This window comes from Sanguibacter antarcticus, from assembly GCF_002564005.1.
In the GTDB taxonomy this organism is placed as follows: Bacteria; Actinomycetota; Actinomycetes; order Actinomycetales; family Cellulomonadaceae; genus Sanguibacter; species Sanguibacter antarcticus.
This window is the reverse complement of sequence record NZ_PDJG01000001.1, coordinates 1,685,351-1,708,669: the sequence shown is the minus strand read 5'-3', so window position 1 is coordinate 1,708,669 and position 23,319 is coordinate 1,685,351. Positions and strand designations below refer to the sequence as shown.

The window sequence follows — 23,319 nt, the reverse complement described above, 5'->3', positions numbered from 1 at the left end:
GCACCCTGTGGGCGTGATCTGCGGGTTGCTCCTCGCCGCCGGGCTCCTGAGCATCTGGTTGTCCTGCTGGTCACCGGCGCCGGGGCCACGGCCGGCGCGCGCACGCTGGACCCTCGGACTCCAGGACGCGCTCGTCCACGCCGGAGCCGGCTCAGTCACCCCCGTGGGCTTCATCGGCGCGAGCATCCTCCTCGGCACGGTCGTCCTCCTGCTCGGGTTCGTGCTCACGAGCTCCCTGCCCATCGCGGGCGCGTTCGCGCTCATCGCCAGCGCCGGACCATGGGCGCTCGTCCGCTCCAGGGCGGCCCACCACCGTGCGCAGCTGCGAGAGGTGTGGCCCGAGGTCGTCGACCACCTCACCTCCGGGGTCCGAGCAGGCTTGTCCCTGCCCGAGGCCGTCGCCCAGATCGGTGAGCGCGGCCCGGTCGAGCTGCGTGAACCCTTCCGTGCTTTTGCCCAGGACTACCGCTCGTCTGGCCGGTTCGAGGAGTCGCTCGTCGCACTCAAGGCACGCCTCGCGGACCCCGTCGCCGACCGGGTCGTCGAAGCGCTGCGGATCACGCGCGACGTCGGCGGCACCGATCTCGGCCGGCTCCTGCGCACCTTGTCGACCTTCTTGCGCGAGGACCTCCGGACCCGTGGGGAGCTCGAGGCACGTCAGAGCTGGACCGTGGCCGGAGCCCGCATCGCGGCTGCCGGACCATGGGTGGTCCTCGCGCTCCTCGCGACCCGACCTGAGGCTGCCGCGGCCTACAACACCCCGATGGGTGCGCTCGTGCTCGGGCTCGGTGCCGCCTGCTCGCTCGTGGCCTACCAGCTCATGCTCCGCATCGGACGCCTCCCGCAGGACGCGCGGGTGCTCCGATGATCGGCATCGTGGTCGGCGCCCTCTTCGGGCTGGGCGCCCTCATCGTCGTGCGGGCGCTGCGGGCCCGGCCCATCACCCTCGACGAGCGCCTCGCGCCCTACCTCGCCGTACCGGACGCGACCTCCGGGCTCCTCGGCGCCACACCCGTGTCGTCCCCCTTCGGGGCGCTCGAGAGCATCGTCGCCCCGTGGCTGTCGGACGCCTCCCGCCTCGTCGAGCGGATCGGTTCGCCGACAGCCGAGCTGCAGCGCAGGCTCGTGCGCGCCGGTCGGGCCGAGTCGCCCGAGCAGTTCCGCATCTCCCAGGTCGCCTGGGGCGCGGCCGGGCTCGCTGCAGGGCTGGCGTGCGCCGTCCTCCTCGCCACGACCCGAGGCTCGTCGCTGCTCCTGCTGGCCGTCCTCGTCCTCGTCATGGCGACGACAGCCGTCATCGCGTGCGACTACCGGCTGGGCAAGCAGGTCCGCCTCCGGGAAGAGCGCATGCTCCTCGAGTTCCCGACGATCGCCGAGCTCCTCGCACTCTCCGTCGGCGCCGGCGAGGGACCTGTCGGCGCGCTCGAACGCGTCGCTCGATCCGCCCAGGGCGAGCTCACCGGCGAGCTGCGACGCACGCTCGCCGACGTCCGCTCCGGGATCCCGCTCACCCGCGCGCTGGAGAACCTGGCAGACCGCACCGGCATCGCGAGCCTCACCCGCTTCGCCGAAGGTGTGAGCGTCGCCGTCGAACGCGGCACGCCGCTCGCCGACGTGCTCCGCGCACAGGCTCAAGACGTCCGAGACTCCGGGCGCCGCGCGCTCATGGAGCTCGGCGGCAAGAAGGAAGTCCTCATGCTCGTCCCCGTCGTCTTCCTCATCCTCCCCATCACGGTCGTCTTCGCCGTCTTCCCCAGTCTCGTCACCCTCCAGATCGGCCTCTGAGGCCGTGACCCACCGCACCACCGAGAGGAACACCATGACCCTCCGCACGAGCACCCTCACCCGCCACGTCGGACAGCGAGCGCACGCCGCGCTCGGTCGCGTGACCACGGCGCCGACATGGCGCCGCCGTCTAGCAGCATCAGGTCCGTCCGACCGCGGCGACGTCCCCGGATGGGTCCTCGTGACCCTCATGACCGCCGGCCTCGTCGTCGCGATCTGGGCAGTGGCAGGCCCCGCGCTCACCACGATGTTCACCAACTCGCTCAACAGCGTCACGGGGCCCTGACCACCCACCAGAGCGCTCGGTCGTGGGCCTTACGAGGACGAGGCGACGAGGGCTCAGCAGTCGTCGACTTCGTCCTCGTGTCCGTGCTCGTCACCGCGATGTTCCTCGGTGTCATCCAGGTCGCGATCGTCCTGCACGTGCGGTCGACCCTCATCGACAGCGCAGCCGAAGGCGCACGGGTCGCCGGGCGGGCCGACCGCGGCCTCGCTGACGGCGAAGCGCGCACCGTCGCGCTCGCTGGCGCGGCCCTCGGCGAGCGCTACACGCACGACGTGTCTGCGACGTACGAGGTCGCCGCCGACGTCCGCACCGTCCGCATGAGCGTCAGCGCACCGCTCCCGGTCATCGGATTCTGGGGGCCCGCAGGCGTCCTCACCGTCGACGGGCACGCACTCGTCGAGGAGCTCCCGTGACCGCGATCCGTGAGGTGCTGCGTCGCTCGGCGGCGAGCATCCGCTCCCACCTGACCGCAGCCACCGGGACGACCGGAGAAGAGCAGGACTCCGGCAGCGCGCTCGTCGAGTTCCTCGGCGCCGCGGTCATCCTCCTCATCCCGACGCTCTACCTCGTGGTGACCCTCGGCCGCGTCCAGGCCGCGACGTTCGCGAGCGAGGGCGCCGCCAAAGAGGCCGGGCGCGCGTTCTCTCTCGCGGGCTCCGTCGCCGACGGTTCCCGCCGGGCGGAGGCCGCGGTCGGGCTGGCGCTCGCGGACCAGGGCTTCTCGTCGATCAGCCCTGCCGGTGCCCTGACCGTCTCGTGCTCGACGGTCGTGTGCCTCGAACCAGGGTCGGACGTGACGACGACCGTGCGTGTCGACGTCACCCTTCCTGGTCTCGGAGGCGGCGCCGACTCGTGGCTACCGCTCTCGATCCCCGTCTCGGCGCGGATCGTCACTCCGGTCGACGAGTACAAGGAGGCGGGGGAGTGAGCGCGGTGGCGGCTCGGCGACGCAGGCCCGACCCGGGGTCCGACGACGGCCAGATCATGGTTCTCGCCCTGGGGTTCACGATCGTCCTGTTGCTGCTCGTCACGGTGATCGTGTCGCTCACCGGCATCCAGCTCGAGCGCAAGCGGCTATTGGACCTGGCTGACAACCTCGCCCTCGAGGCAGCGGACTCGATCGACGAGAGCTCGATCTACGGTATTGAGCAGCCCCCGGGCGACGCATCGCACGCGCCGCTCACGGACGAGGGCGTTCGCGCTGCGGTCGCCGAGTACCTGGCGGCAAACCCCGGAGTGACGGCCGGGCTCGAAGCAGTGACCGTCGTGTCCGCGACGTCGCCCGACGGCCGGACGGCGAGGATCGTCCTCGCCTCGCGAGCCAGACCGACGCTCATCAGCCCGGTGACGAGCCTCTTCTCCGACGGCGTCGTCCTCACCGCGGAGTCCACAGCACGCGCCTGGGAGCCGTAGCCGACTGATTGCGATCGGCCGCGTGCACTTCATCGGTTCCTGGGTGCGGTCCCACCTGGGCAGCCACGGGTTCGTCCGTCGTTCGCACGGGGCTACGGACGGCGCTGCGGGTGTCCTGAACGTGCTCGTCCTACCTGTCCGCCTGCCGACCGACGCTCGCCCCGCGTCGTCGGAGCTGGCGCAGGTTGCGTGTGGTGACTCCGCGCATCGCACCGCTGCGGGTGCGTCCGCCGCCCTTCGTCCCCAGGCGCAGAGGGGCGCCCAGGAACTCTCCGAGGGTGACGCCGCCGGCGATCGCGAGGCCGATCATGATCGCTCCGAAGAGCTCGGAGAACCCGGGGATGATCCCGGTCGACGTGTTGGACACGATGTCGAAGAGCCCGCGGTAGATCGCGAGACCGGGAAGGAGCGGCACGATCCCGCACACGGACGTGACGATCGACTGCACCTTGAGGCGAGGCGACGCCCACTCGGACAGGACACCGACCATCAGGGCCGCCACGGCCGAGGCGACTGCCTGACCCGCACCGAGCTCCTGCATCCCGGTCAGGACGCACCAGGAGAGAGCCCCGATCCCGGCAGCGACCACGGCTGCGCGGGGCCGGGCGTACGACGCGACGGCCCAGCCGAGGGCGACGACCCCGGCGGCGCAGGCTCGTAGGACGACGTGCGACGTCGCCGTCGGCGGCTCGAACAGGACGAGGGGGACCCCGAGGCGGCGTGCGAGGTCGAGCACACCGATGATGCCCACCACGATGCCGAGGGTGAGCACGATCACCTCGAAGGACCGTGCGGCAGCCGTGACGGGGAAGCCGGAGATCGCGTCCTCTGCGGCGCCCACGAGGGACAGGCCGGCGAGCAGGACGACGATCCCGGACGCGACGACGAGCGAGGGCGGGAGCAGCGTGGGTTCGATGGGCAGGTGCGGCACCGCGAGGTAGAGCCCGACGGCGACGAGCGCCGCCATCCCCGCACCGGAGACCTGCAGGAAGAACGGGGGCAGGCCTCGTCTCCCGAGCGCCCAGACGACACGGTCGATCGCGGCGGTCGTGGCGGCTGCGACGACCGTGACGGCGAGCGAGCCACCGAGCAGGACGGCCACGGCACCTGCCATGCCGGACAGCGCGACCGTGATGACCCAGCGTCGGTAGGTCTGCGGGGCGCTGACGACCTCGTCGAGGCGGGTGTGTGCCTCCTCGAGGACAGTCGGTGCATCCTCAGGGGCGACCTTGGTCGCAGCGACGCTCTGCGCCAGCTCGACCACGTCCTGGAGCCGGCCGTAGTCCGGGATCCGGTCACGCACGATGCGCATCATCGTCACGGGCAGGTCGTCACCACGGTCGTACGAGACGATGATCGACGTGAAGGTGAGGTCGATCTGGGTGCCATAGAGCCCGAACGCGCGGATCACGGTGCGGATCGCCTGGGTGACGTCGACCGCCGACGCGCCGAGAGCGAGCATCGACTCACCGACCCGCAGGCCGAGCTCGAGGACGCCGCGCACGGTGGCCGAGTCGAGTCCCTCGGGCCGCGACCGAAGGCCTGCCTGGAGCTGCGGGGTGCCGCCGCTGAGACGTCGGACAAGGTTTCCGACGTCTAGCCACCGTCCCATGCTTCAAGTCTACGGGGCTGAACGCCGCTCGCTGCTTCCGCACCCGGCGCTGGGGCCTCGTTCCGGCTCGGGATGCTCGACGGACGTGGATCTGTTCAGATGGACAGTCGGCGAAGACCTCGTCGAGCACACCCTCCGGAGGTTCATTCATGAGCAAGGTTCTGTTCGTCGTCACTGCTGCGGACCACTGGACGCTCGCCGACGGGTCGAAGCACCCGACCGGCTACTGGGCCGAAGAGCTGGCCGAACCCCACCGCCTCTTCACCGAAGCGGGCTGGGACATCACCCTCGCGACACCCGGTGGCACGGCTCCCACCGTCGATGCTGGCAGCCTGACGCCCGCCAGCACCGGGGGAGAGGATCGTGCAGCCGAGATCGCGGCCTACCTCGAGTCCATCGCCGGGCTGCTCGCCCACCCCGAGACCCTGGACGGCATCGACGTCACCGACTACGACGTGATCATCTACCCGGGCGGGCACGGTCCCATGGAGGACCTCGCCGTCGACGAGACCTCAGGCAGGCTCCTCACGCAGGCGCTCGACGCCGGCGTCCCGCTCGGCATCCTGTGCCACGCCCCCGCAGCTCTCCTCGCGTCCCGGCGGGAGGACGGCAGCTGGCCGTTCGCCGGATACCGCATGACCGGCTTCACCGACGCGGAAGAGCGTATCGGCGGCCTCGCGGACAAGGCGAAGTGGCTCGTCCAGTCCCGGCTCGTCGCGCTCGGCGCCGACTTCGTCGAGGCGGACCCGTTCACCGAGCACACCGTGAGCGACCGCACGCTCTACACGGGCCAGAACCCTGCGTCGTCCGCGCAGCTCGCCACGGTGCTCATCGCGGCAGCTGCCGCATAGCGGTCCCATGGGAACCACTTGTACACAGACGGGCCTGGTGGGCGACGTCCAGATGTCCGGTCTACGGCCCCTGGGGTCGTTCCGGGGGCGTTGCTCTACCGGTCCCGTCCCTTACGCCCGCGCTGTCGCGTAACCTTGAGGATCGTGGCTACCACCGACTTTGCAACCCAGATCAGCGCTCTGCGCGGCACCTTGGCGACCATCAGCGCCGTGACGGACCCGGAGGCGTTGACGATCCGGATCGCGGAGCTCTCCGACCAGGCGTCCGCGCCGGACCTGTGGGACAACACCGACGCCGCCCAGAAGGTGACGACGGCTCTCTCCCAGGCGCAGGCGGACCTCAACCGCATCACGAGCATGGCGTCGCGGATCGACGACCTCGAGGTGCTCGTCGAGATGGCGACCGAGGGCGACGGCGCTGACGACGAAGAGACTGTCGCCGAGGCCGAGAACGAGCTCGCAGGCATCCGCAAGGACCTCGGCGAGCTCGAGGTCAAGACTCTTCTCTCGGGGGAGTATGACGCCCGCGAGGCGGTCGTCACCATCCGCTCCGGCGCCGGTGGTGTCGACGCAGCGGACTTCGCGGAGATGCTCATGCGGATGTACCTGCGCTGGGCCGAGCGGCACGGTTACCCGACGTCGGTGCTCGACACGTCTTACGCCGAAGAGGCGGGGCTCAAGTCCGCCACCTTCGAGATCAAGGCGCCGTACGCGTTCGGCAACCTCTCGGTCGAGGCGGGCACCCACCGCCTCGTGCGCATCTCGCCGTTCGACAACCAGGGCCGCCGCCAGACGTCCTTCGCTGCCGTCGAGGTGATCCCGCTCATCGAGCAGACCGACCACATCGACATCGACGAGAACGAGATCCGCGTCGACGTCTTCCGCTCGTCCGGCCCTGGTGGACAGTCCGTCAACACGACCGACTCTGCCGTCCGCCTCACGCACATCCCGACCGGGATCGTCGTGTCGATGCAGAACGAGAAGTCGCAGATCCAGAACCGCGCCGCGGCCATGCGCGTCCTCGCCTCCCGCCTCCTCATCGAGCGTCAGGCGCAGGAGAAGGCGAAGAAGAAGGAGCTTGCCGGCGACGTCAAGGCGAGCTGGGGCGACCAGATGCGCTCCTACGTGCTCCAGCCGTACCAGATGGTCAAGGACCTGCGCACGGAGCACGAGGTCGGCAACACGAGTGCTGTCTTCGACGGCGAGATCGACGACTTCATCGAGGCTGGCATCCGCTGGCGCCGGTCGAAGCCCACGTCCTGACGCCCTCGTCGTCCCTGACCAGGACACCTGTGCGCACCGATACAGCGCGGTAACGCCCAAACCTGTGCGTCCCGGGCTCGGCGGCGTGTCTGCAGGTCGATCGTGGTGCCTCGTGCCTACCCTCGAACCGACCAGCGGCACGTGCCGCAGCCCCGAGACAGGAACCGGTCGACTGCTGTGATCCGATTCGAGAACGTCACCAAGGTCTACGCGCGAGGCGCGAGGCCTGCCCTTGACGACGTCTCCCTAGAAGTTGAGCGCGGCGAGTTCGTGTTCCTCGTCGGGGCGTCCGGCTCCGGGAAGTCGACGTTCCTGCGCCTCGTCCTCCGTGAGGAGCGCGCGACGTCCGGGAACGTCTTCATCGCCGGCCGAGACCTCCAGAACCTGTCGAACTGGAAGGTTCCGAGCATGCGCCGCCAGATCGGCGCCGTGTTCCAGGACTTTCGCCTCCTGCCGAACAAGACCGTCTACGAGAACGTCGCGTTCGCTCTCCAGGTCATCGGCAAGCCACGCCACCACATCATGACGACCGTCCCCGAGACGCTCGAGATGGTCGGCCTCTCCGGCAAGGAGAAGCGCCGTCCCCACGAGCTCTCCGGAGGCGAGCAGCAGCGTGTCGCGATCGCACGAGCGTTCGTCAACCGCCCCTCGATCCTTCTGTGCGACGAGCCGACGGGAAACCTCGACCCGACGACGTCTCTCGGGATCATGCGGCTGCTCGATCGCATCAACCGCACCGGTACCACCGTCGTCATGGCGACTCACGACGACGAGATCGTCGACCAGATGCGCAAGCGCGTCATCGAACTGTCCACCGGTGAGCTGGTCCGCGACCAGTCCCGTGGCGTCTACGGCTCTGCCCGCTAAGGGGACAATCACTTGCGTTTCCAGTTCATCCTCTCCGAGATCGGGATCGGTCTTCGACGAAACCTGTCGATGACGATCTCGGTCATCCTCGTGACCTTCGTGTCGCTGACCTTCGTCGGTGCCGCGGTCCTCACCCAGATGCAGATCGCCAAGTTCAAGGGGGAGTGGTATGACAAGGTCGAGATCAGCGTCTACCTCTGCCCCCAAGGGTCGACCGTGCCCACGTGCGCCTCGGGCGAGGCCACGACCGAGCAGATCGAGGCGGTCGAAGACCTCCTCGCGTCGCCTGACGTCGCCAGCGAGATCCAGTCGACCACCTTCGAGAGCAAGGCCGACGCCTGGGTGACGTTCTCCGACCAGTTCGCCGACCGCTGGTGGTTCAACAGCGTCTCCGAAGACGACATGAACGCCTCGTTCCGCATCAAGCTCACCGACCCGGAAGAGTACGAGGTCATCAACGACGTGCTCTCTGGGCGACCAGGAGTCGAGGAGGTCCGGGACCAGCGGCAGATCTTCGAGCCGATCTTCCTCGTCCTGACCCGCATGACCCTGCTCTCCGCCGGGCTGGCTGGAGTCATGCTCCTCGCGGCAGTCCTGCTCATCACGACGACCATCCGGTTGTCCGCACTGAGCCGAAAACGAGAGACCGGCATCATGCGGCTCGTGGGAGCCTCGACATTTTTCATCCAGCTCCCCTTCATGCTCGAGGGTGCTATCGCCGCTACGGTGGGGGCGCTCTTGGCCGTCGGCGGTCTGTGGATCGGTGTGAAGTACCTCATCGAGGACTGGCTGGGACAGTCCGTCCAGTGGATCCCCTACGTGACGACCTCGGACGTGTGGATCATCGCGCCCGTCCTCATCGGCGTCGCATTCCTGCTGGCGGCGATCTCCTCGATCGTCACCCTGAGCCGCTACACGAAGGTGTGACATGACTCGACTTCGCTCGGCACTCGGTGCTGTTCTCGCGCTCGGCCTCCTCGGGGGTCTGAGCATCCTGCCCGCGTCCGCTGACGACCTCGACGACCGGCTCGCGGCGGCCCAGAGCAAGCAGTCGGCGAACCAGGCGGCGCTCGACCAGACGGCCGCCGACCTCTCGGAGACCGACGCGCAGCTGGCTCAGGCGTACATCGACCTGCAGACGATCGAAGGGCAGCTGCCGGTCGCCGAGGCGACGCTGCTCCAGGCGAACGCCACGCTCGAGACTGCTCAGCGCGAGGCCGACGCGCTCGCCGTGCGGCTCGTCGACGCCGAGGACGAGGAGACGACGCTCACCGCGGAGATCGAGACGAACACCACCGCGGCGACGGACGCTCGCAACGGTGTCGCCGAGATGGCCCGCCAGGCAGCACGCGGAGACATGGGCCTCTCGGGCCTCGAGTTCATGGTCGGTGCGACGTCGACCGACGACTTCGTCAGCGAGTACAACATGGCGTCGACCGCCATGCGCACGCAGAGCTCTTCCCTCGACGACCTCCGTCAGACGGAGGCTGTCACGAAGAACAGCGAGGTCCGCCTCGCTGCCGTCAAGGTTGCGATCGCGGACCTCAAGACCCAGGCCGATGCGAAGGTCGTCGAAGCTGATGCCGCAGCGGTCGCCGCTGCAGACGCGAAGGCTGAGGTCGAGCGGCTCATCGTCGAGCAGGCGGCGAAGAAGAAGACGATCGAGGACCGCAAGGACGCCGAGCAGGCGCGTGCCGACGAGCTCGCCGACGAGAGCGCGCTCCTCACGTCGGACATCCAGAACATCATCGGTCTCCAGGATACTGCGCGCGCCGAGCTCGCCGCGGAGCAGGAACGCCAGCGACAAGCGGCTGCCGACGCGGCCGCAGCCGCAGCCGCCGCGAACCCGGGCAGCAGCGCGCCTGTGGCGCAACCCGCGCCGGCGCCTGCTGCACCCTCGACGGGGGGCAAGTTCTTGTCCTATCCGACGGCGGTCCCCGTCGTCACGTCGAGCTACGGCTACCGCTTCCATCCGGTCCTCCTCTACACACGGCTCCACGCGGGCACGGACTTCCGTGCGTACTGCGGCACGCAGGTCTACGCCGCCGCCGCGGGCGCCGTCCAGTGGACCAAGTACCGCAACGGGTACGGCAACCAGGTGCTCGTCAACCACGGCACCGTCAACGGGGCCAACCTCATGACGAGCTACAACCACCTCACGAGCTTCGCGGTCTCCCCAGGTCAGAGCGTGTCCAAGGGACAGGTCGTCGGGTACTCGGGCAACACCGGTGTCGGCACCGCGTGCCACCTCCACTTCGAGGTGTACGTCAACGGTGCGACCGTCAACCCGATGACCATGCTCTGAGGCACGTGCAGGGCCGTCCCGCTGCGCCCTGAGCGGAGCGGTCGTAAAGAGTTCGTGCGTCGAAGGGCCGTGATCTACGCTTGCACCGTCCGTGGTCCTCTGTGGCCGCACCCGGTGCAACGACAGCAGCGGCGGGACGACCCTGACGACGACCTGGAGGTGTGACGGTCATGGCCAAGATGTACATGGTGCCGGACGGCTCGAAGCAGCACCCCAAGAAGCTGTCGGGACCTGTTCCTGTGCGCAAGCTCATCGCGAGCAACAAGAAGGCGCGGCACGACTACGCCATCGAGGACGTCTTCGAGGCGGGCATGGTCCTGTCCGGGACCGAGGTCAAGGCGCTGCGCGCCGGGCGCGCCTCGCTCGTCGACGGCTACTGCGCTCTCGACGGTGGTGAGGTGTGGCTCGAGGGAGCGCACATCTCCGAGTACGCCCACGGAACCTGGACCAACCATGCGCCACGGCGCAAGCGCAAGCTCTTGCTCCACCGCCACGAGATCGAGACGCTCGAGCAGCACACGCGGGAGAAGGGCTACACGATCGTCCCGCTCCAGATGTACTTCCTCGACGGGCGGGCGAAGGTCGAGATCGCCCTCGCCCGAGGAAAGAAGGAGTACGACAAGCGCCAGACGCTGCGCGAGCAGCAGGACAACCGTGAGGCTCAGCGGGCGATGCGGGCCCGCGAGATCCGCTGACGCTCGGCAGCCGCTGACGAGCAGGCTGGAAATAAGCGCGCCGTCCGAGGTGTTCATCCAGTAGGCTGGACCTGTTCGGCGCTACGGCATCACAACCGTGCGGCGGATGGTTGACAACTGCACAGGGGGTGATCGGTTTCGACGGTGGTCGTGTTTACACGAGAAGCGGGCCGAGGATGTGGGGTTATCTCGTAAACGCTCCCTGCAAATCAATAGGTGCCGATTCCAAGCGCACCGACTTCGCACTCGCCGCTTGAGCGAGTCCTGAAGTCCGTTAGCCCAGGGTAGCTTCCGCTCTGGTTCCTAGCGTCATCTAGGAAGCCACTGCTTGTGACGTTCGTCGTTGGCGTCACAGGGACTTTTAGACGACTGGGCCTGTCAGCAGCTTGTCTGCGTGAGTGCTGGGGCCGAGAAATTCCATAGCAGACTGCGCCCGGAGAAGTCGTGGATTTGCGTCACCGGACCGGGGTTCGATTCCCCGCACCTCCACCAGAGCACCCTGTGTGATCGTCAGAAGGCCGCCCTCTACGGAGGGCGGCCTTCTGACGTCTGCATCCTCCCGTCTGTTCCTCTGGGGCAGCTCGGGAGCCCTGGTCCCGTAGGCTCGGACGCATGCACTGCTCGTACTACGTCGCGGAACGGTGCCGTTCGTGCACGCTCATCGAGCAGCCGTACGCCGACCAGCTCGCGGGCAAGCAGACGCACTGCGAGCACGTGCTCGGCGACGTGGCGGTCGGCAGCGACGACCTCGTCTGGTCGGCGCCTGTCGCCAGCGCGGAGTCCGGGTTTCGCAACAAGGCGAAGATGGTCGTCGGTGGCACGGTCGCTGCGCCGACGCTCGGCATCCTCGACGAGACGCTGCTGGGCGTCGACCTGCGTAGCTGCCCGCTCTACCCGCCGTCGCTCACCGAGATTCTTCCGCTGCTCGCCGACTTCATCACGCGGGCAGCCATCGAGCCGTACGACGTCGCTCGGCGCGCCGGTGAGCTGAAGCTCCTCCTTGTCACGCAGTCGCCCGACGGTGAGCTCATGCTCCGCTTCGTCCTGCGTTCTCAAGAGGCCGTGACGCGGATCCGCAAGCACCTTCCTGCTCTGCAGGCAGCGCTGCCTGCCCTCGCGGTCGTGTCCGTCAACCTCCAGCCGGAGCACAAGGCGGTCGTCGAAGGTGAGACGGAGATCCTGCTCACCGAGCACGAGACGCTCACGATGCGTCTCAACGGCATCGACATGCACCTGCGCCCTCAGAGCTTCTTCCAGACGAACACCGACGTCGCCGCAGCGCTCTACCGGCAGGCTCAGCAGTGGGTCGACGAGCTCGCGCCCGCCACGGTGTGGGACCTCTACTGCGGAGTCGGCGGGTTCGCCCTGCACTGCGCGACGGACGCCAGCGGCGCGACAGCCGACAGGGACGTCGTCGGCATCGAGGTGAGCAGCGAGGCGATCGCGAGCGCGACGCTCAGCGCCCGCGAGGCAGGGCTCGACAGGGTCGCGTTCGCGACCGGGGACGCGACAGTCTTCGCACGCGACGCAGGTGCCACGTCCGTCGTCCCGGCGCCCGACCTCGTCATCGTCAATCCTCCCCGGCGAGGCATCGGGGCAGAGCTGTGCGCGTGGTTGGAGCAGTCGAACGTGCAGCACGTCATCTACTCGAGCTGTCACTCCGGCTCGCTCGCTCGCGACCTCGCGGCCATGCCGTCGCTGCGCCCCCGCCGGGCGCGGGTGCTCGACATGTTTCCGCAGACCCGCCACTACGAGGTCGTCATGCTCCTCGAACGGGTCCACTCGTAGCATGGTCGTCGTGCACAGAGCTCCTGTCGTCGTCCTGCTCGCCGCGCTCGGCGCCTCGTCTCTCGCCGGGTGCTCCCTGCTGGCGTCGAAGACGTCGCTCACAGATCTCTTCCCCGACCCGGCCCTCGCTGCCTGCGTCGCCGAGTCGCTCGATGTCGACTCTCCCGAGGACGCTGTGTCGGAGGACGAGCTCGACAGTGTCCTCACCCTGTCCTGCCGGGTCGACCGCACTGTCGCGAACGACCCGGCAGCGCTCCCGGCGCAGTCCATCGTCGATCTCGCCGGGATCGAGCGACTCACCTCGCTCGCCGGCGTGGACCTGTCCGGGAACGCGGTGAGGGAGCTCGGCCCGCTCGCTGGCCACGCGAAGCTGGGCAGGCTGACCCTGACGAACACCAGAGTGAGCTCCCTCGCCTCGCTGCGGGACCTCCCGGTGCTCACCGACCTCGGCCTCTCTGGCAACGAGATCCAGGACCTCTCCCCGCTGGAAGACCTCACGACGGTGCGCTTCCTCGGCCTCGCCGACAACGCGATCCGTGACATCGGACCTCTTGCGGCTCTCCACGGGCTCGTCGAGCTCGACATCACCGGCAACCAGGTCTCCGACCTCTCGCCGCTCGGCGACCTCCAGGCCCTCAACCGGCTGGTGGCCAGGCGCAACGTGGTGGCCGACGTCGGGCCGCTCGCGGACCTGCCCGTGCTCGTCATGCTCGACGTCACCGACAACACGATCCCCGACGCGTCCGCCTTCACAGGGTTTCCCGTGCTCGACGAGCTGTGGATCGGTGGCAACCCGCTGACCGACGTGACACAGCTCCGTGATCTGCCGGCTCTGCTCGGGGTCGACTTCACGGGGTCGGACCCGTCGGAGACGTCCGGGCTCGAGGAGCTCGAGGCCAGCGGCGTGTACGTCGGCGGTTTCGCCTGAGTCTTCGCCTGAGGACCGTCCGCTCCGACAGAGCCGACCGTCCTGATGGTTCAGCGGGGCACGAGACCTAGACGCCGTGGCGCCCCCGCATCTCGTCGATCTGGCGGCGCTCTCGTTTGGTCGGCCGACCAGCGCCGCGGTCACGATAGGGGACTGCCGCCACCTCTTCGCGGGTCGGAGGCGGTGGTGAGCGGTCGACGAGGCACTCGGCGGCGACCGTCGCGCCCACCCGCTTGACGACGATCCGGGAGACGTCGACGATCCGCTCGGGGCCGTCGCCGCGGACGCGGACCTCGTCCCCGACCCGCACCGAGGTCGCGGCCTTTGCCTTCTCTCCGTTGACCTTCACGTGGCCGGCGCGGCACGCGGCGGACGCGAGCGTGCGGGTGCGGAAGAGGCGGACCGCCCAGACCCAGCTGTCCACGCGCGCGTGCGTTCCTGCGTCGTGCACGGTGGGCTCCTGTTCGCGGGTGTGACCTGCCTGGGTGCTCAGGCTACGCGTGCATGTCGCTCGGCGGTCGGGCAGGGTCTCGTGGCTGCGGCGAGGGCACCATCGTGCGGCGTGTGCGCAGCCGACGGACCAGCCAGCGGACGAGGAGCGCGATCACCGCCAGCGTCGCCAGCCACGGGAGCAGGACACCGACGATGACGACGACCGTCGTCGCGGTGGCCACGAGCGCGCCCCACCCGGTGGCGAGCGCCTCCCAGAACGTCGGGGTCTCGGTGTCGGGCGTGGTCGGCTCGGTCGTCAGCGTGATGACGAGGGTCGAGAGGTCGACCTGGTCGGCGAGCGCGTTGAGCTGTGCCTGGAGGCTCTCGAGGTCGCCCTGGCGTGCGGTGAGGGTGGATTCTGCGTCGAGCAGGTCTGCGGTCGTCTCAGCGGTGCTCATGAGGGTCTCGAGCCGGGTCGTGGAGGTCTGGAGCGCCTTGATCCGCGCGTCGAGGTCGCGGGCCTGCCCGCCGACGTCGGTCGAGCTGATGCGGGTCGCCTCGACGGTCCCGACGTCGCCCAGCGCGGTGATCGTCGGGGTGACCTTGTCGGCGGGGACGCGCACGGTGAGGTCGGCGCGCGGCTCGGACGTCTCGGTGCGTACCTGCTGGTTGCGCTGCTCGGTCCGTCCTCCGGCCTGCTCGACGAGCGCGCTGATCTCCTCGGCTGCGGCGACCGGGTCGTCGACGACGACCTCCACGGTGCCCGTGGTCACCATCTGCTGGGTGGTCTCGACGACGCTGCGGGCGTCGCTGGCGCTGGCTGCAGCATCGGCAGCCAGGCCGTCCACGCCGCCGACGGCCTGCTGGTCGACCTCCTGCGCCACGGACGCGCTGTCCTGCGTGCCGCTGCTCGAACAGCCCGCGAGGAGGCCTGCGGCGACGAGCCCGGAGGTGAAGACGACGAGGAGGCGGGGCACGGTGGAAGGGCGACGAGAAGCGGCCAGCGGACGGGTCATCGTCCGAGCCTAGGCAGGAGCGTCCGCACGACAGGGCCGGATGACCGGTTCGTGACCGTACCGTGAGCGAGATGTGACGTGGGGTGGCGTGCGAGGCGCCTTGACACGGCTCCCGGTGGCCGGTCCACTGGGAACTATGGGGGACGAGGGGGTCGACGGGGGGTGGCGGGCAGCCACCGCTGCTCTGCGACCGAGCGACAAGGTGCTTCCGGAGCATGCCCGCGCGCACAACCGTGCTCTGGTGCTCAAGCACCTGTTCCACGAGGGGCACACGTCCCGTGCAGACCTCGCGCGCGCGACCGGCCTGACCCGGGTGACGATCTCCGACCTCGTGACGGTCCTCCTGGCCGCGGGTCTGGTCGAGGAGCTGGGGACCCGGATGGAGGGACGCGTCGGGAAGCCGGCGATCCTCTTGGGGCTGCGGTTCACAGCCTTCCAGGTCGTCACGATCGATGTGGGGACGGGCCCGGACCTCATCGGGGGCGTCGTCGACCTCACGGGCGAGTTCGTCGTCCGGCGGTCGTTGCCGATCGACGGTCGGACCGGCGACGAGCTCGTCGGGTTCGTCACCCGCTTCGCACGGCTGCTCGTCGCGGCAGCGACACGGCCGGTCATCGGTGTGGGGATCGCGGCGCCAGGAGTCATCACCGCTACCGGTGACGTCACGCAGGCACCGAGCCGTGGGTGGTTCGGTGTCGCGCTCGGCGAGCGTCTCACCGAGGCGCTCGGGCTGCCTGTCCACGTGGTCAACGACGCGAACGCGACCGTCCTCAGCGAGTTCACCTACGGCGGTGCTGACGGCGCAGGTCTCATGGTGCTCATGGTCCGCGAGGGGGTCGGCGCGGGCGTCGTCCTCGACGGTGTCCAGGTCCGCGGCCACGGGGACGCAGCCGGTGAGATCGGTCACGTCCGTGTGGTCGAGGAAGGAGGTCTCGAGTGCCACTGCGGGCGGACAGGCTGTCTCGAGACGGTGCTGTCGGCCAGTGCGCTCCGCGCACGCCTCGTGGGGCTCGACGAGGGGGCGGGCACGCAGGTGCGAGCGGAGGTCGGAACGCTCCTGGGCACCGCTCTGGCCCCGGTCGTCGCCACGCTCAACCTGGCTGAGGTGGTGCTCAGCGGACCGGTCGACCTCCTCGACGGGATCGTGCGAGAGACCGCTCAGCAGACCGTCCAAGACCGCACGATGGCGGCGATCGGGAACGACTTCCGGGTCCGGATGGCTGTCCGTCCGCAGGACGACGTCCTGGCAGGCGCGGTGGCAGCAGTCCTCGCGCGGCAGTTGGGGGTCTCTTGAGGCCGCACGTAGACTCGCACCTATGAACGAATCCCCGTCGATGAGCACCGGACCCCTCGATCCGTTCGACAACCCGGGAGACTCCGGCACCGGCACGTCGACCAGCGTCCTCGAACGCAGCGAGACGCGTGAAGAGGTCGAGCCGGGCGACCACGAGCGCTTCGCGCACTACGTCCGCAAGAACAAGATCATGGACTCGGCACTGAGCGGCAAGCCGGTCATCGCCCTGTGCGGGAAGGTCTGGGTGCCGGGTCGCGACCCGAAGAAGTTCCCGGTCTGCCCGATCTGCCAGGAGATCTACGACGGTCTTCGCAAGCCGCAGGACGACGAGCCCGGCTCGGGCTCAGGCGACAGCGGCACGTGACCTCCGAGCAGGACCAGCACACCGGTACACCAGCCGGCAGCCCGTTGAGACCACCGGCGGCGCCCGTCCCGCAGGCGGCGTCCTCGGCGGCGGCGTCGCACCTCTCACCGACCTTCCCGGTCCGTGCTCCGTGGGGCACCGCGTCGAAGCTGCGCGCCTGGCAGGCGGCAGCGCTCGACCAGTATCGCGAGCAGAGCCCGAAGGACTTTCTCGCCGTGGCGACGCCAGGCGCAGGCAAGACGACGTTCGCTCTGCGGATCGCGACCGATCTCCTCGAGCGCGGCGTGGTCCGCCGGATCACCGTCGTCGCCCCGACCGAGCACCTCAAGCACCAGTGGGCTGACGCGGCAGCTCGCGTCGGCGTCCGCATCGACCCGAACTTCAAGAACAGCCAGGGCAAGCACGCCGCGCACTATGACGGCGTGGCGCTCACGTACGCCCAGATCGCGGCGAACCCGGCGCTCCACGCCGCTCGGACGACTGCCGGACCGACCCTCGTCATCCTCGACGAGGTGCACCACGGCGGCGACGCGCTGTCCTGGGGCGACGCGGTCCGCGAGGCCTTCGAGGGGGCGACGCGTCGGCTCGCGCTGACCGGGACCCCTTTCCGGTCGGACACGGCCGCGATCCCGTTCGTCACGTACGAGCGTGGTCCGGACGGCATCCGCCGGTCGGCAGCGGACTACACGTACGGGTACGGCGACGCGTTGCGCGACGGCGTGGTCCGTCCCGTGATCTTCCTCACCTACTCGGGGCAGATGCGCTGGCGCACGCGTGCCGGCGACGAGGTGAGCGCTCGTCTCGGCGAGTCCATGACCAAGGACATGTCGAGCCAGGCGTGGCGCACCGCGCTGGACGCGAACGGCGAGTGGATCCCGTCGGTGCTCGCGGCAGCCGACAAGCGCCTCGCCGAGGTCCGACGGACCGTCCCTGACGCAGGCGGGCTCGTCATCGCGACAGACCAGACCGACGCGCGCGCCTACGCGGGTCACCTGGCCCGGATCACCGGACAGTCCCCGACGGTGGTGCTCTCCGACGACGAGGGCGCGAGCAAGCGCATCGACGACTTCGCCGACGGCGACCAGCGCTGGATGGTCGCTGTCCGGATGGTGTCCGAGGGCGTCGACGTCCCACGCCTGGCGGTCGGTGTCTATGCGACGTCGACCGCGACGCCCCTCTACTTCGCCCAGGCGGTCGGCCGGTTCGTCCGAGCCCGCCGCCGAGGAGAGACGGCCTCGGTCTTCTTGCCGAGCGTCGCGAACCTCGTCGGGCTGGCGAACAGCCTCGAGCTCGAGCGGGACCATGCGCTCGACAAGCCGCTGAGCGCAGCAGAGTCAGGGGACATGTACAACCCCGAGGACGCCCTGATGGCGGCCGCGAACCGGGACTCGAAGGCGTCTGACGGCCTGGGGGAGCAGGGGTCCTTTGAGATGCTCGAGGCGCAGGCCTCGTTCGACCGCGTGCTCTTCGACGGGGGCGAGTTCGGGACGGGCGCAGACATCGGGTCGGACGAGGAGCTCGACTTCCTCGGCCTGCCAGGTCTTCTCGACGTGGACCAGGTCACGACGTTGCTCAAGCAGCACCAGGCGAGCCAGCTGAGCGGCAAGAGCCGGTCCGTCCAGAAGGCCGCAGAGCGCAGCGAGCTCGAGCACCGGCGTGCGGCGGACCTGCGGAAAGAGCTGTCCCAGCTCGTCTCCGCGTGGGCGCGGCGCACCGGTCAGCCGCACGGGTCCGTGCACAACGAGCTGCGCAGGCGCAGCGGCGGCCCCGAGGTGCCGCTGGCGAGCGTCGACCAGCTCACCGCACGGGTCGAGGTCGTGCGCGGTTGGTTCGTCGGGAAGAAGTGACGGTCCGGCGCGGCTGAGCGCCGGACCGCCACTGCTCAGTCGAGCGTGAGCGTCGTCGTGGGGATCGCGACGTCTCCGGTCGAGAGGCGACGGGCTCCGCGAGGGAGCTCGTCGCGCGACCTCTGGTGGCGGTCGGCGGCGGCGCGCACCCCGGGTGCTCCGACCCAGCGAGAGTCGACGACGCCGTCGGTGACGAGCGGCTGGTGCAGCGGACGCAGGTCGGCGGAGTCGGAGACCCAGGCTGCGACCTGGTCGGCGGGACCGTCGACGATCACCTCGGCGACGGCCCTGCCGTCGTCGCCGATCTGGCGTGCAGCCGACTTGCGCCCGCCCACGCTCGTCTTCGAGGCTGAGGTCTTCGCCACCGGCTCGAGCTCGCCGGAGGCACCCTCGCGGGCGACAAGCTTGTAGACCATCCCGCACGTCGGGGCACCCGACCCCGTGACGAGCTTGGTGCCGACCCCGTACGAGTCGACCGGCGACGCGGCGAGGGAAGCGATCGCGTACTCGTCGAGATCAGACGTCACGGTGATCCGGGTGCCGGTCGCCCCGAGCTGGTCGAGCTGTCGGCGGACCTCGACAGCCTGGACACCGAGGTCGCCGGAGTCGAGCCGGACTGCGCCGAGGCCGGTCCCAGCCACCTGGATCGCGCGCTCGACCCCTCGGGTGACGTCGTAGGTGTCGACGAGAAGGGTCGTCGACGAGCCTGCGGACGCGACCTGGGAACGGAATGCGTTCGTCTCGTCGTCGTGCAAGAGGGTGAAAGCGTGCGCGGCGGTCCCGATCGTCGCGAGGCCGTAACGTCGTCCAGCCTCGAGGTTGGACGTGCCAGCGAACCCGGCGACGAACGCCGCGCGGGCCGCCGCGACGGCGGCCCGCTCGTGCGCGCGACGCGATCCCATCTCGAGGCAGGGGCGGCCGGCCGCTGCGCTCGTCATGCGAGACGCTGCCGACGCGACGGCGGAGTCGTAGTTGAGGACGGAGAGCACGAGCGTCTCGAGGAGGACTGCTTCAGCGAACGTGCCTTCGACGACCATGACCGGGCTGGAGGGAAAAAAGGCTTCTCCTTCCGCGTATCCGCGGATCTCACCGGTGAAGCGGTACCCCGCGAGGTAGTCGAGCGTGCGGTCGTCGACGACCCGTGCCTGGGCGAGCCACTCGAGGTCGTCGGCCTCGAACCGGAAGGTCGGGAGCAGCTCCAGCACCCGCCCGGTCCCGGCGAGGACGCCGTACCGGCGCCACGACGGCAGCCGTCGTGTGAAGACCTCGAACACGCAGTGGCGGTCCGCGGTGCCGTCGGCCAGCGCGGCCTGGAGCATGGTGAGTTCGTACCTGTCGGTGAGCAGTGCTGTACCCATGCGCCCAACGGTAGGGCACCGGCGCCCGAGCGAGGCCCTACAGTGGTTCCGTGAATGTCAGGACGAGTTCCGACGTGGCCACCCACGTCGATGCCGATGCTCAGGGTGCCGAGCCATGGGTCACGCTCGTGTGGAACGACCCGATCAACCTCATGAACTACGTCGCGTACGTGTTCGAGAGCTACTTCGGGTACTCCGAGCGCAAGGCCCACCGCCTCATGCTCCAGGTGCACGAGGACGGCAACGCGGTCGTGTCCACCGGAGGTCGAGAAAAGGTCGAGATGGACGTGCGTGCGATGCACTCCTTCGGACTGTGGGCGACGATGCAACGGAGCGGGGACTAGTGGTCCGGCCATTTGAGACGAGCGACGACGAGGAACGCGTGTACGTCGCGGGCCTCTCCACCCCTGAGCGGCTGGTCCTCGCCCAGGTGACCGGTGACGTGGTGGAGCTCCTCGGCGGCGAGGAGGGTGTCTTCGGTGACGTCGACGTCGACGAGGACGGCCACGAGGCCGAAGGCGAGCCGACGGACGAGCCGACCGACGGCCTGCGCGAGCTCTTCGACGGGCTCGACGACGAGCCGGTGCGCCCGCCCACCGATCCTGCTGTGCGCCGACTCCTCCCCGACGCGTCGAGCGACCCCGAGATCGCTCGGGAGTTCCGGCGGTTCACCGACGACGACCTCCGCCAGACGAAGGTGGAGCGTCTCCTGCTCTTCGCGCAGCTGCTGCTCGAGGCCGCTCCGTCGTCGGACGAGGAACGTCAGCTCGAGTTCGTCGTCCTCCACGAGGAGGCCGAGGCCATCGCCGGCGCGCTGGCGGACATCCGGCTCGTCATCGGGGAACGGCTCGACCTGCGGACCGACGACGACTCGCAAGACCTCTACGACGCGGTGACCGCGACGTGGGGCGACCCGTCTGGTCCGGAGCCGGTCGGTGCGACGGACGATGCCCTCGACGCCGCGAGGACGAGCAGGGACGTCGACGACGATCAGGTCGACGCGATGCTCTCCGGCGAAGAGCACCTGCACCCCGACGACTCCGCCGAGTTCTCTGGTCCACGCATCTTTCTCGGGTCTGTCTTCCTGCTCGCTGGGTATCTCCAAGAGTCGTTGACCGACTGCCTGCTGCGGGACTACCGCGCGAGCCGAGGGCGTCGGTAGCGAGCAGGGCGCTCAGAAAAATTGGTCCTCCCCTCAAGATGCGCACTTGTCAAGGTCCTGCCAGGATGAAGTTCATCGCCCCACCGCGGACACTCCGCACCGGGGAACGAATGAGAAGAGGATCCCCATGCCTTCATGGCTGCTCATCCTGATCGTCGGCGTTGTCCTTCTCGTCTTCGGCGTTGCCGTCGAAGCCGCGAAGTTCCTCATCTGGATCGGAATCATCGTCCTTGTCGTCAGCCTGATCCTCGGCGTGGTCGGCCGCGGCAAGTCGAGAATCTAGCTCACCTCTCCCGCTGATCCAGCAGCCCGATGACGAAGCCCTCGGGCTGAGATCGCGCAGGGTCACAGACATTGGGCGTCGGCCCGCACGGACACCGTGCGGGCCGATGCTTTTTTATGTGGCGGGGGTCCTCAGCGATAGTCTCTGGGGGTGAACGACGCTCCGATCGGCATCTTTGACTCCGGTGTGGGAGGACTGACCGTTGCTCGGTCGATCCTCGACCAGCTCCCTAACGAGTCCATCCACTACATCGGGGACACGCTCCATTCCCCCTACGGACCCCAGCCCCTGGCCACGGTCCGTTCCCTTGCGCTCGACATCATGGACTCTCTCGTGGCCGAGGGCGTCAAGATGCTCGTCATCGCGTGCAACAGCGCGTCCGCCGCCGTCTTGCGGGACGCGCGTGAGCGGTACACGATCAAGCACGGGATCCCGGTCGTCGAGGTCATCCTGCCGGCAGCCCGGCGTGCCGTCGCCGCGACGAGGACAGGGCGCGTCGGGGTGATCGGGACGCGGGCGACCATCGAGTCGCGTGCCTACGAGGACGCCCTCGCGGTCGCGCCCGGCCTGCACGTGACGCCCATGGCGTGCCCGGACTTCGTCGAGCTCGTCGAAGCAGGGGTGACGGCCGGACCGCAGGTGCTCGAGGTCGCGCACCGGTACCTCGATCCGATCCGGGACGCAGGGGTGGACACCCTCATCCTCGGCTGCACCCACTACCCCTTGCTCACCGGGGCCATCTCGTACGTCATGGGCGACGGTGTGACGCTCGTCTCCAGTGCTGAGGAGACGGCGAAGGACGTCTACAAGACGCTCGTCGCGCACGACCTCGAGCGCGCGCTCACTGCAGGACCTCCGGCGCACCGCTTCCAGTCGACAGGCGACACCGCGACGTTCTCTGGCCTGGCGCGCCGATTCCTCGGACCTGAGGTTCTCATGGTGGAATCGATCGTATGAAGCTGACGATCGTCGGGATGGCCGGCTCGTTCCCCTCCCCGTCGTCACCCGCGTCGTGCTACCTCGTGCAGGCGGACGACGCCGCTGGTCGGACCTGGTCCCTCCTCCTCGATCTCGGGAGCGGCTCGCTCGGGGCCCTGCAGCAGATCCTCGACCCGTTCGACGTCGACGCGGTCGCGATCACCCATACGCACCCTGACCACTTCGCGGACCTGTGCGGGTACTACGTGTATCGCAAGTACCACCCCGTCCGCGGATCAGAGCGGGACGCGTCGCTCCGGCCGACTCCCGTGCACGGCCCGTCTGACACCGAGTCGCGCGTCGCCGAGGCGTACGGTCTGCCTGCGGACGAGCGGATGACGGGCCAGCTCGCCTTCGCAGCGTGGGAGCCCGGCGTCCGCGTCTCCGTGGGGCCTCTCGAGATCGAGCCGTTCGTCGTCGAGCATCCCGTCCAGGCCTACGGATTCAGGGTGACCGGACCGAGCACCACAGCCCCGGGCACACGCGCGACCCTGGCCTACACCGGCGACACCGACAGCTGCCCTGCCCTCGTGGGGCTCGCAGCCGGGGTCGACCTCTTCCTCGCGGAGGCTGCCTTCGTCGAGGGGCGCGACACGGTGCGTGGCATCCACCTCACGGGCCGACGAGCAGGCCTCGTCGCGCAGGAGGCGGGCGCTGCGCGGCTCCTGCTCACCCACGTCCCCGCGTGGAACGACCCCGAGGTCTCGCTCGCTGAGGCCCGCAGCGTGTACACCGGGGCGGTCGACCTGGCCGTGCAGGGCGCCGTCCACGTCCTGTGACCCCGCACTGACA

26 protein-coding genes and 1 other RNA gene are annotated in these 23,319 nt (G+C 69.3%); 23 read left to right on the top strand and 4 right to left on the bottom strand.

Features of this window, described 5'->3' with window-relative positions:
* Nucleotides 1-7: 7 nt before the first annotated feature.
* From ATL42_RS07815 to ATL42_RS07790, 6 genes are read left to right on the top strand one after another with little or no spacing between them, the layout of a single operon-like run.
* On the top strand, nucleotides 8-868 hold the full coding sequence (locus ATL42_RS07815) for a type II secretion system F family protein (RefSeq protein WP_098454866.1): 861 nt from the start codon (nucleotides 8-10) through the stop codon (nucleotides 866-868).
* Entirely contained in the window at nucleotides 865-1,785 is a 921-nt protein-coding gene (locus ATL42_RS07810; protein ID WP_098454865.1) for a type II secretion system F family protein, read from the top strand. Before ATL42_RS07815 ends, ATL42_RS07810 begins: the two co-directional genes overlap by 4 nt.
* Nucleotides 1,786-1,819: 34 nt before the next feature.
* Complete coding sequence (locus ATL42_RS07805; RefSeq protein WP_169925297.1) at nucleotides 1,820-2,071, top strand: hypothetical protein; 252 nt, start codon at nucleotides 1,820-1,822, stop codon at nucleotides 2,069-2,071.
* Nucleotides 2,068-2,484 (top strand): TadE/TadG family type IV pilus assembly protein, encoded by a 417-nt coding sequence (locus tag ATL42_RS07800; protein ID WP_245862731.1) that lies wholly within the window; start codon nucleotides 2,068-2,070, stop codon nucleotides 2,482-2,484. The genes ATL42_RS07805 and ATL42_RS07800 overlap by 4 nt, the downstream gene beginning before the upstream one ends.
* Nucleotides 2,481-2,999 (top strand): pilus assembly protein, encoded by a 519-nt coding sequence (locus tag ATL42_RS07795; protein ID WP_245862291.1) that lies wholly within the window; start codon nucleotides 2,481-2,483, stop codon nucleotides 2,997-2,999. Before ATL42_RS07800 ends, ATL42_RS07795 begins: the two co-directional genes overlap by 4 nt.
* Entirely contained in the window at nucleotides 2,996-3,484 is a 489-nt protein-coding gene (locus ATL42_RS07790; protein WP_098454863.1) for a pilus assembly protein TadG-related protein, read from the top strand. Before ATL42_RS07795 ends, ATL42_RS07790 begins: the two co-directional genes overlap by 4 nt.
* 130 nt (nucleotides 3,485-3,614) lie before the next feature.
* Here the strand turns inward: ATL42_RS07790 and ATL42_RS07785 are convergent, their stop codons facing one another.
* Nucleotides 3,615-5,096: a threonine/serine exporter family protein gene (locus ATL42_RS07785; protein WP_098454862.1), complete on the bottom strand. Its 1,482-nt coding sequence runs from the start codon at nucleotides 5,094-5,096 to the stop codon at nucleotides 3,615-3,617.
* A gap of 149 nt (nucleotides 5,097-5,245) precedes the next feature.
* Here ATL42_RS07785 and ATL42_RS07780 point away from each other — a divergent pair, with 149 nt between their 5' ends.
* From ATL42_RS07780 to ATL42_RS07740, 9 genes are all read left to right on the top strand, one after another.
* Nucleotides 5,246-5,947 (top strand): type 1 glutamine amidotransferase domain-containing protein, encoded by a 702-nt coding sequence (locus tag ATL42_RS07780; RefSeq protein WP_098454861.1) that lies wholly within the window; start codon nucleotides 5,246-5,248, stop codon nucleotides 5,945-5,947.
* A gap of 144 nt (nucleotides 5,948-6,091) precedes the next feature.
* Nucleotides 6,092-7,210, top strand: a complete 1,119-nt coding sequence (gene prfB / locus ATL42_RS07775; protein ID WP_098454860.1) for a peptide chain release factor 2 — start codon at nucleotides 6,092-6,094, stop codon at nucleotides 7,208-7,210.
* Nucleotides 7,211-7,387: 177 nt separating this feature from the next.
* A complete protein-coding gene (ftsE, locus tag ATL42_RS07770; protein ID WP_098454859.1) occupies nucleotides 7,388-8,077 on the top strand; it encodes a cell division ATP-binding protein FtsE in 690 nt (229 codons plus the stop codon).
* A gap of 12 nt (nucleotides 8,078-8,089) precedes the next feature.
* Nucleotides 8,090-9,004, top strand: coding sequence for a permease-like cell division protein FtsX (gene ftsX, locus ATL42_RS07765; RefSeq protein WP_098454858.1), 915 nt, complete (start codon nucleotides 8,090-8,092; stop codon nucleotides 9,002-9,004).
* 1 nt (nucleotide 9,005) lies between these two features.
* The gene (locus ATL42_RS07760) at nucleotides 9,006-10,382 is read left to right on the top strand and encodes a M23 family metallopeptidase (protein WP_098454857.1); all 1,377 of its coding nucleotides are present in this window, start codon (nucleotides 9,006-9,008) and stop codon (nucleotides 10,380-10,382) included.
* A 185-nt stretch (nucleotides 10,383-10,567) separates the two neighbouring features.
* Nucleotides 10,568-11,077: an SsrA-binding protein SmpB gene (gene smpB / locus ATL42_RS07755; RefSeq protein ID WP_098456423.1), complete on the top strand. Its 510-nt coding sequence runs from the start codon at nucleotides 10,568-10,570 to the stop codon at nucleotides 11,075-11,077.
* A 124-nt stretch (nucleotides 11,078-11,201) separates the two neighbouring features.
* Nucleotides 11,202-11,569, top strand: a transfer-messenger RNA (tmRNA) gene (gene ssrA / locus ATL42_RS07750).
* A gap of 120 nt (nucleotides 11,570-11,689) precedes the next feature.
* Entirely contained in the window at nucleotides 11,690-12,865 is a 1,176-nt protein-coding gene (gene rlmC, locus ATL42_RS07745) for a 23S rRNA (uracil(747)-C(5))-methyltransferase RlmC (protein ID WP_098454856.1), read from the top strand.
* A 10-nt stretch (nucleotides 12,866-12,875) separates the two neighbouring features.
* The gene (locus ATL42_RS07740; protein WP_143556714.1) at nucleotides 12,876-13,793 is read left to right on the top strand and encodes a leucine-rich repeat domain-containing protein; all 918 of its coding nucleotides are present in this window, start codon (nucleotides 12,876-12,878) and stop codon (nucleotides 13,791-13,793) included.
* A gap of 67 nt (nucleotides 13,794-13,860) precedes the next feature.
* Here ATL42_RS07740 and ATL42_RS07735 read toward each other — a convergent pair whose 3' ends face one another.
* Both ATL42_RS07735 and ATL42_RS07730 read right to left on the bottom strand, forming a co-directional pair.
* The gene (locus ATL42_RS07735) at nucleotides 13,861-14,244 is read right to left on the bottom strand and encodes an RNA-binding S4 domain-containing protein (RefSeq protein WP_098454854.1); all 384 of its coding nucleotides are present in this window, start codon (nucleotides 14,242-14,244) and stop codon (nucleotides 13,861-13,863) included.
* A 43-nt stretch (nucleotides 14,245-14,287) separates the two neighbouring features.
* Entirely contained in the window at nucleotides 14,288-15,241 is a 954-nt protein-coding gene (locus tag ATL42_RS07730) for a DUF4349 domain-containing protein (RefSeq protein ID WP_098454853.1), read from the bottom strand.
* A gap of 136 nt (nucleotides 15,242-15,377) precedes the next feature.
* On the opposite strand from ATL42_RS07730, the gene ATL42_RS07725 reads away from it, so the two are divergent.
* From ATL42_RS07725 to ATL42_RS07715, 3 genes are read left to right on the top strand one after another with little or no spacing between them, the layout of a single operon-like run.
* A complete protein-coding gene (locus ATL42_RS07725) occupies nucleotides 15,378-16,535 on the top strand; it encodes an ROK family transcriptional regulator (protein ID WP_098454852.1) in 1,158 nt (385 codons plus the stop codon).
* 22 nt (nucleotides 16,536-16,557) lie between these two features.
* Nucleotides 16,558-16,899, top strand: a complete 342-nt coding sequence (locus ATL42_RS07720) for a DUF3039 domain-containing protein (RefSeq protein ID WP_098454851.1) — start codon at nucleotides 16,558-16,560, stop codon at nucleotides 16,897-16,899.
* 44 nt (nucleotides 16,900-16,943) lie between these two features.
* Nucleotides 16,944-18,746, top strand: a complete 1,803-nt coding sequence (locus ATL42_RS07715; RefSeq protein ID WP_098456422.1) for a DEAD/DEAH box helicase — start codon at nucleotides 16,944-16,946, stop codon at nucleotides 18,744-18,746.
* A 35-nt stretch (nucleotides 18,747-18,781) separates the two neighbouring features.
* Here the strand turns inward: ATL42_RS07715 and ATL42_RS07710 are convergent, their stop codons facing one another.
* A complete protein-coding gene (locus ATL42_RS07710; RefSeq protein ID WP_098454850.1) occupies nucleotides 18,782-20,104 on the bottom strand; it encodes a nicotinate phosphoribosyltransferase in 1,323 nt (440 codons plus the stop codon).
* 74 nt (nucleotides 20,105-20,178) lie between these two features.
* On the opposite strand from ATL42_RS07710, the gene clpS reads away from it, so the two are divergent.
* The 5 genes from clpS to ATL42_RS07690 all read left to right on the top strand — a co-directional run bounded on the left by clpS (nucleotide 20,179) and on the right by ATL42_RS07690 (nucleotide 23,306).
* The gene (clpS, locus tag ATL42_RS07705) at nucleotides 20,179-20,448 is read left to right on the top strand and encodes an ATP-dependent Clp protease adapter ClpS (RefSeq protein WP_245862288.1); all 270 of its coding nucleotides are present in this window, start codon (nucleotides 20,179-20,181) and stop codon (nucleotides 20,446-20,448) included.
* Nucleotides 20,448-21,266 (top strand): DUF2017 family protein, encoded by an 819-nt coding sequence (locus tag ATL42_RS07700; protein WP_169925365.1) that lies wholly within the window; start codon nucleotides 20,448-20,450, stop codon nucleotides 21,264-21,266. Before clpS ends, ATL42_RS07700 begins: the two co-directional genes overlap by 1 nt.
* A 127-nt stretch (nucleotides 21,267-21,393) precedes the next feature.
* Nucleotides 21,394-21,549 carry a hypothetical protein gene (locus ATL42_RS16410; protein ID WP_169925364.1) on the top strand — a complete coding sequence of 52 codons (156 nt, stop codon included), beginning with the start codon at nucleotides 21,394-21,396 and terminating at the stop codon, nucleotides 21,547-21,549.
* Between the two features lie 150 nt (nucleotides 21,550-21,699).
* On the top strand, nucleotides 21,700-22,506 hold the full coding sequence (gene murI, locus ATL42_RS07695; RefSeq protein WP_098454847.1) for a glutamate racemase: 807 nt from the start codon (nucleotides 21,700-21,702) through the stop codon (nucleotides 22,504-22,506).
* Complete coding sequence (locus ATL42_RS07690; protein ID WP_098454846.1) at nucleotides 22,503-23,306, top strand: MBL fold metallo-hydrolase; 804 nt, start codon at nucleotides 22,503-22,505, stop codon at nucleotides 23,304-23,306. The genes murI and ATL42_RS07690 overlap by 4 nt, the downstream gene beginning before the upstream one ends.
* Nucleotides 23,307-23,319 lie beyond the last annotated feature (13 nt).

What these genes read in the sequence shown, in the direction of transcription:
- ATL42_RS07780 (WP_098454861.1), top strand. Translation starts at nt 5,246, where the DNA reads ATGAGCAAGGTTCTGTTCGTCGTCACTGCTGCGGACCACTGGACGCTC.
- ATL42_RS07690 (WP_098454846.1), top strand. Translation starts at nt 22,503, where the DNA reads ATGAAGCTGACGATCGTCGGGATGGCCGGCTCGTTCCCCTCCCCGTCG.
- ATL42_RS07720 (WP_098454851.1), top strand. Translation starts at nt 16,558, where the DNA reads ATGAACGAATCCCCGTCGATGAGCACCGGACCCCTCGATCCGTTCGAC.
- ATL42_RS16410 (WP_169925364.1), top strand. Translation starts at nt 21,394, where the DNA reads ATGCCTTCATGGCTGCTCATCCTGATCGTCGGCGTTGTCCTTCTCGTC.
- ATL42_RS07785 (WP_098454862.1), bottom strand. Translation starts at nt 5,096, where the DNA reads ATGGGACGGTGGCTAGACGTCGGAAACCTTGTCCGACGTCTCAGCGGC.
- ATL42_RS07810 (WP_098454865.1), top strand. Translation starts at nt 865, where the DNA reads ATGATCGGCATCGTGGTCGGCGCCCTCTTCGGGCTGGGCGCCCTCATC.
- ATL42_RS07760 (WP_098454857.1), top strand. Translation starts at nt 9,006, where the DNA reads ATGACTCGACTTCGCTCGGCACTCGGTGCTGTTCTCGCGCTCGGCCTC.
- ATL42_RS07730 (WP_098454853.1), bottom strand. Translation starts at nt 15,241, where the DNA reads ATGACCCGTCCGCTGGCCGCTTCTCGTCGCCCTTCCACCGTGCCCCGC.
- ATL42_RS07805 (WP_169925297.1), top strand. Translation starts at nt 1,820, where the DNA reads ATGACCCTCCGCACGAGCACCCTCACCCGCCACGTCGGACAGCGAGCG.
- smpB (WP_098456423.1), top strand. Translation starts at nt 10,568, where the DNA reads ATGGTGCCGGACGGCTCGAAGCAGCACCCCAAGAAGCTGTCGGGACCT.
- rlmC (WP_098454856.1), top strand. Translation starts at nt 11,690, where the DNA reads ATGCACTGCTCGTACTACGTCGCGGAACGGTGCCGTTCGTGCACGCTC.
- ATL42_RS07710 (WP_098454850.1), bottom strand. Translation starts at nt 20,104, where the DNA reads ATGGGTACAGCACTGCTCACCGACAGGTACGAACTCACCATGCTCCAG.
- ATL42_RS07725 (WP_098454852.1), top strand. Translation starts at nt 15,378, where the DNA reads ATGGGGGACGAGGGGGTCGACGGGGGGTGGCGGGCAGCCACCGCTGCT.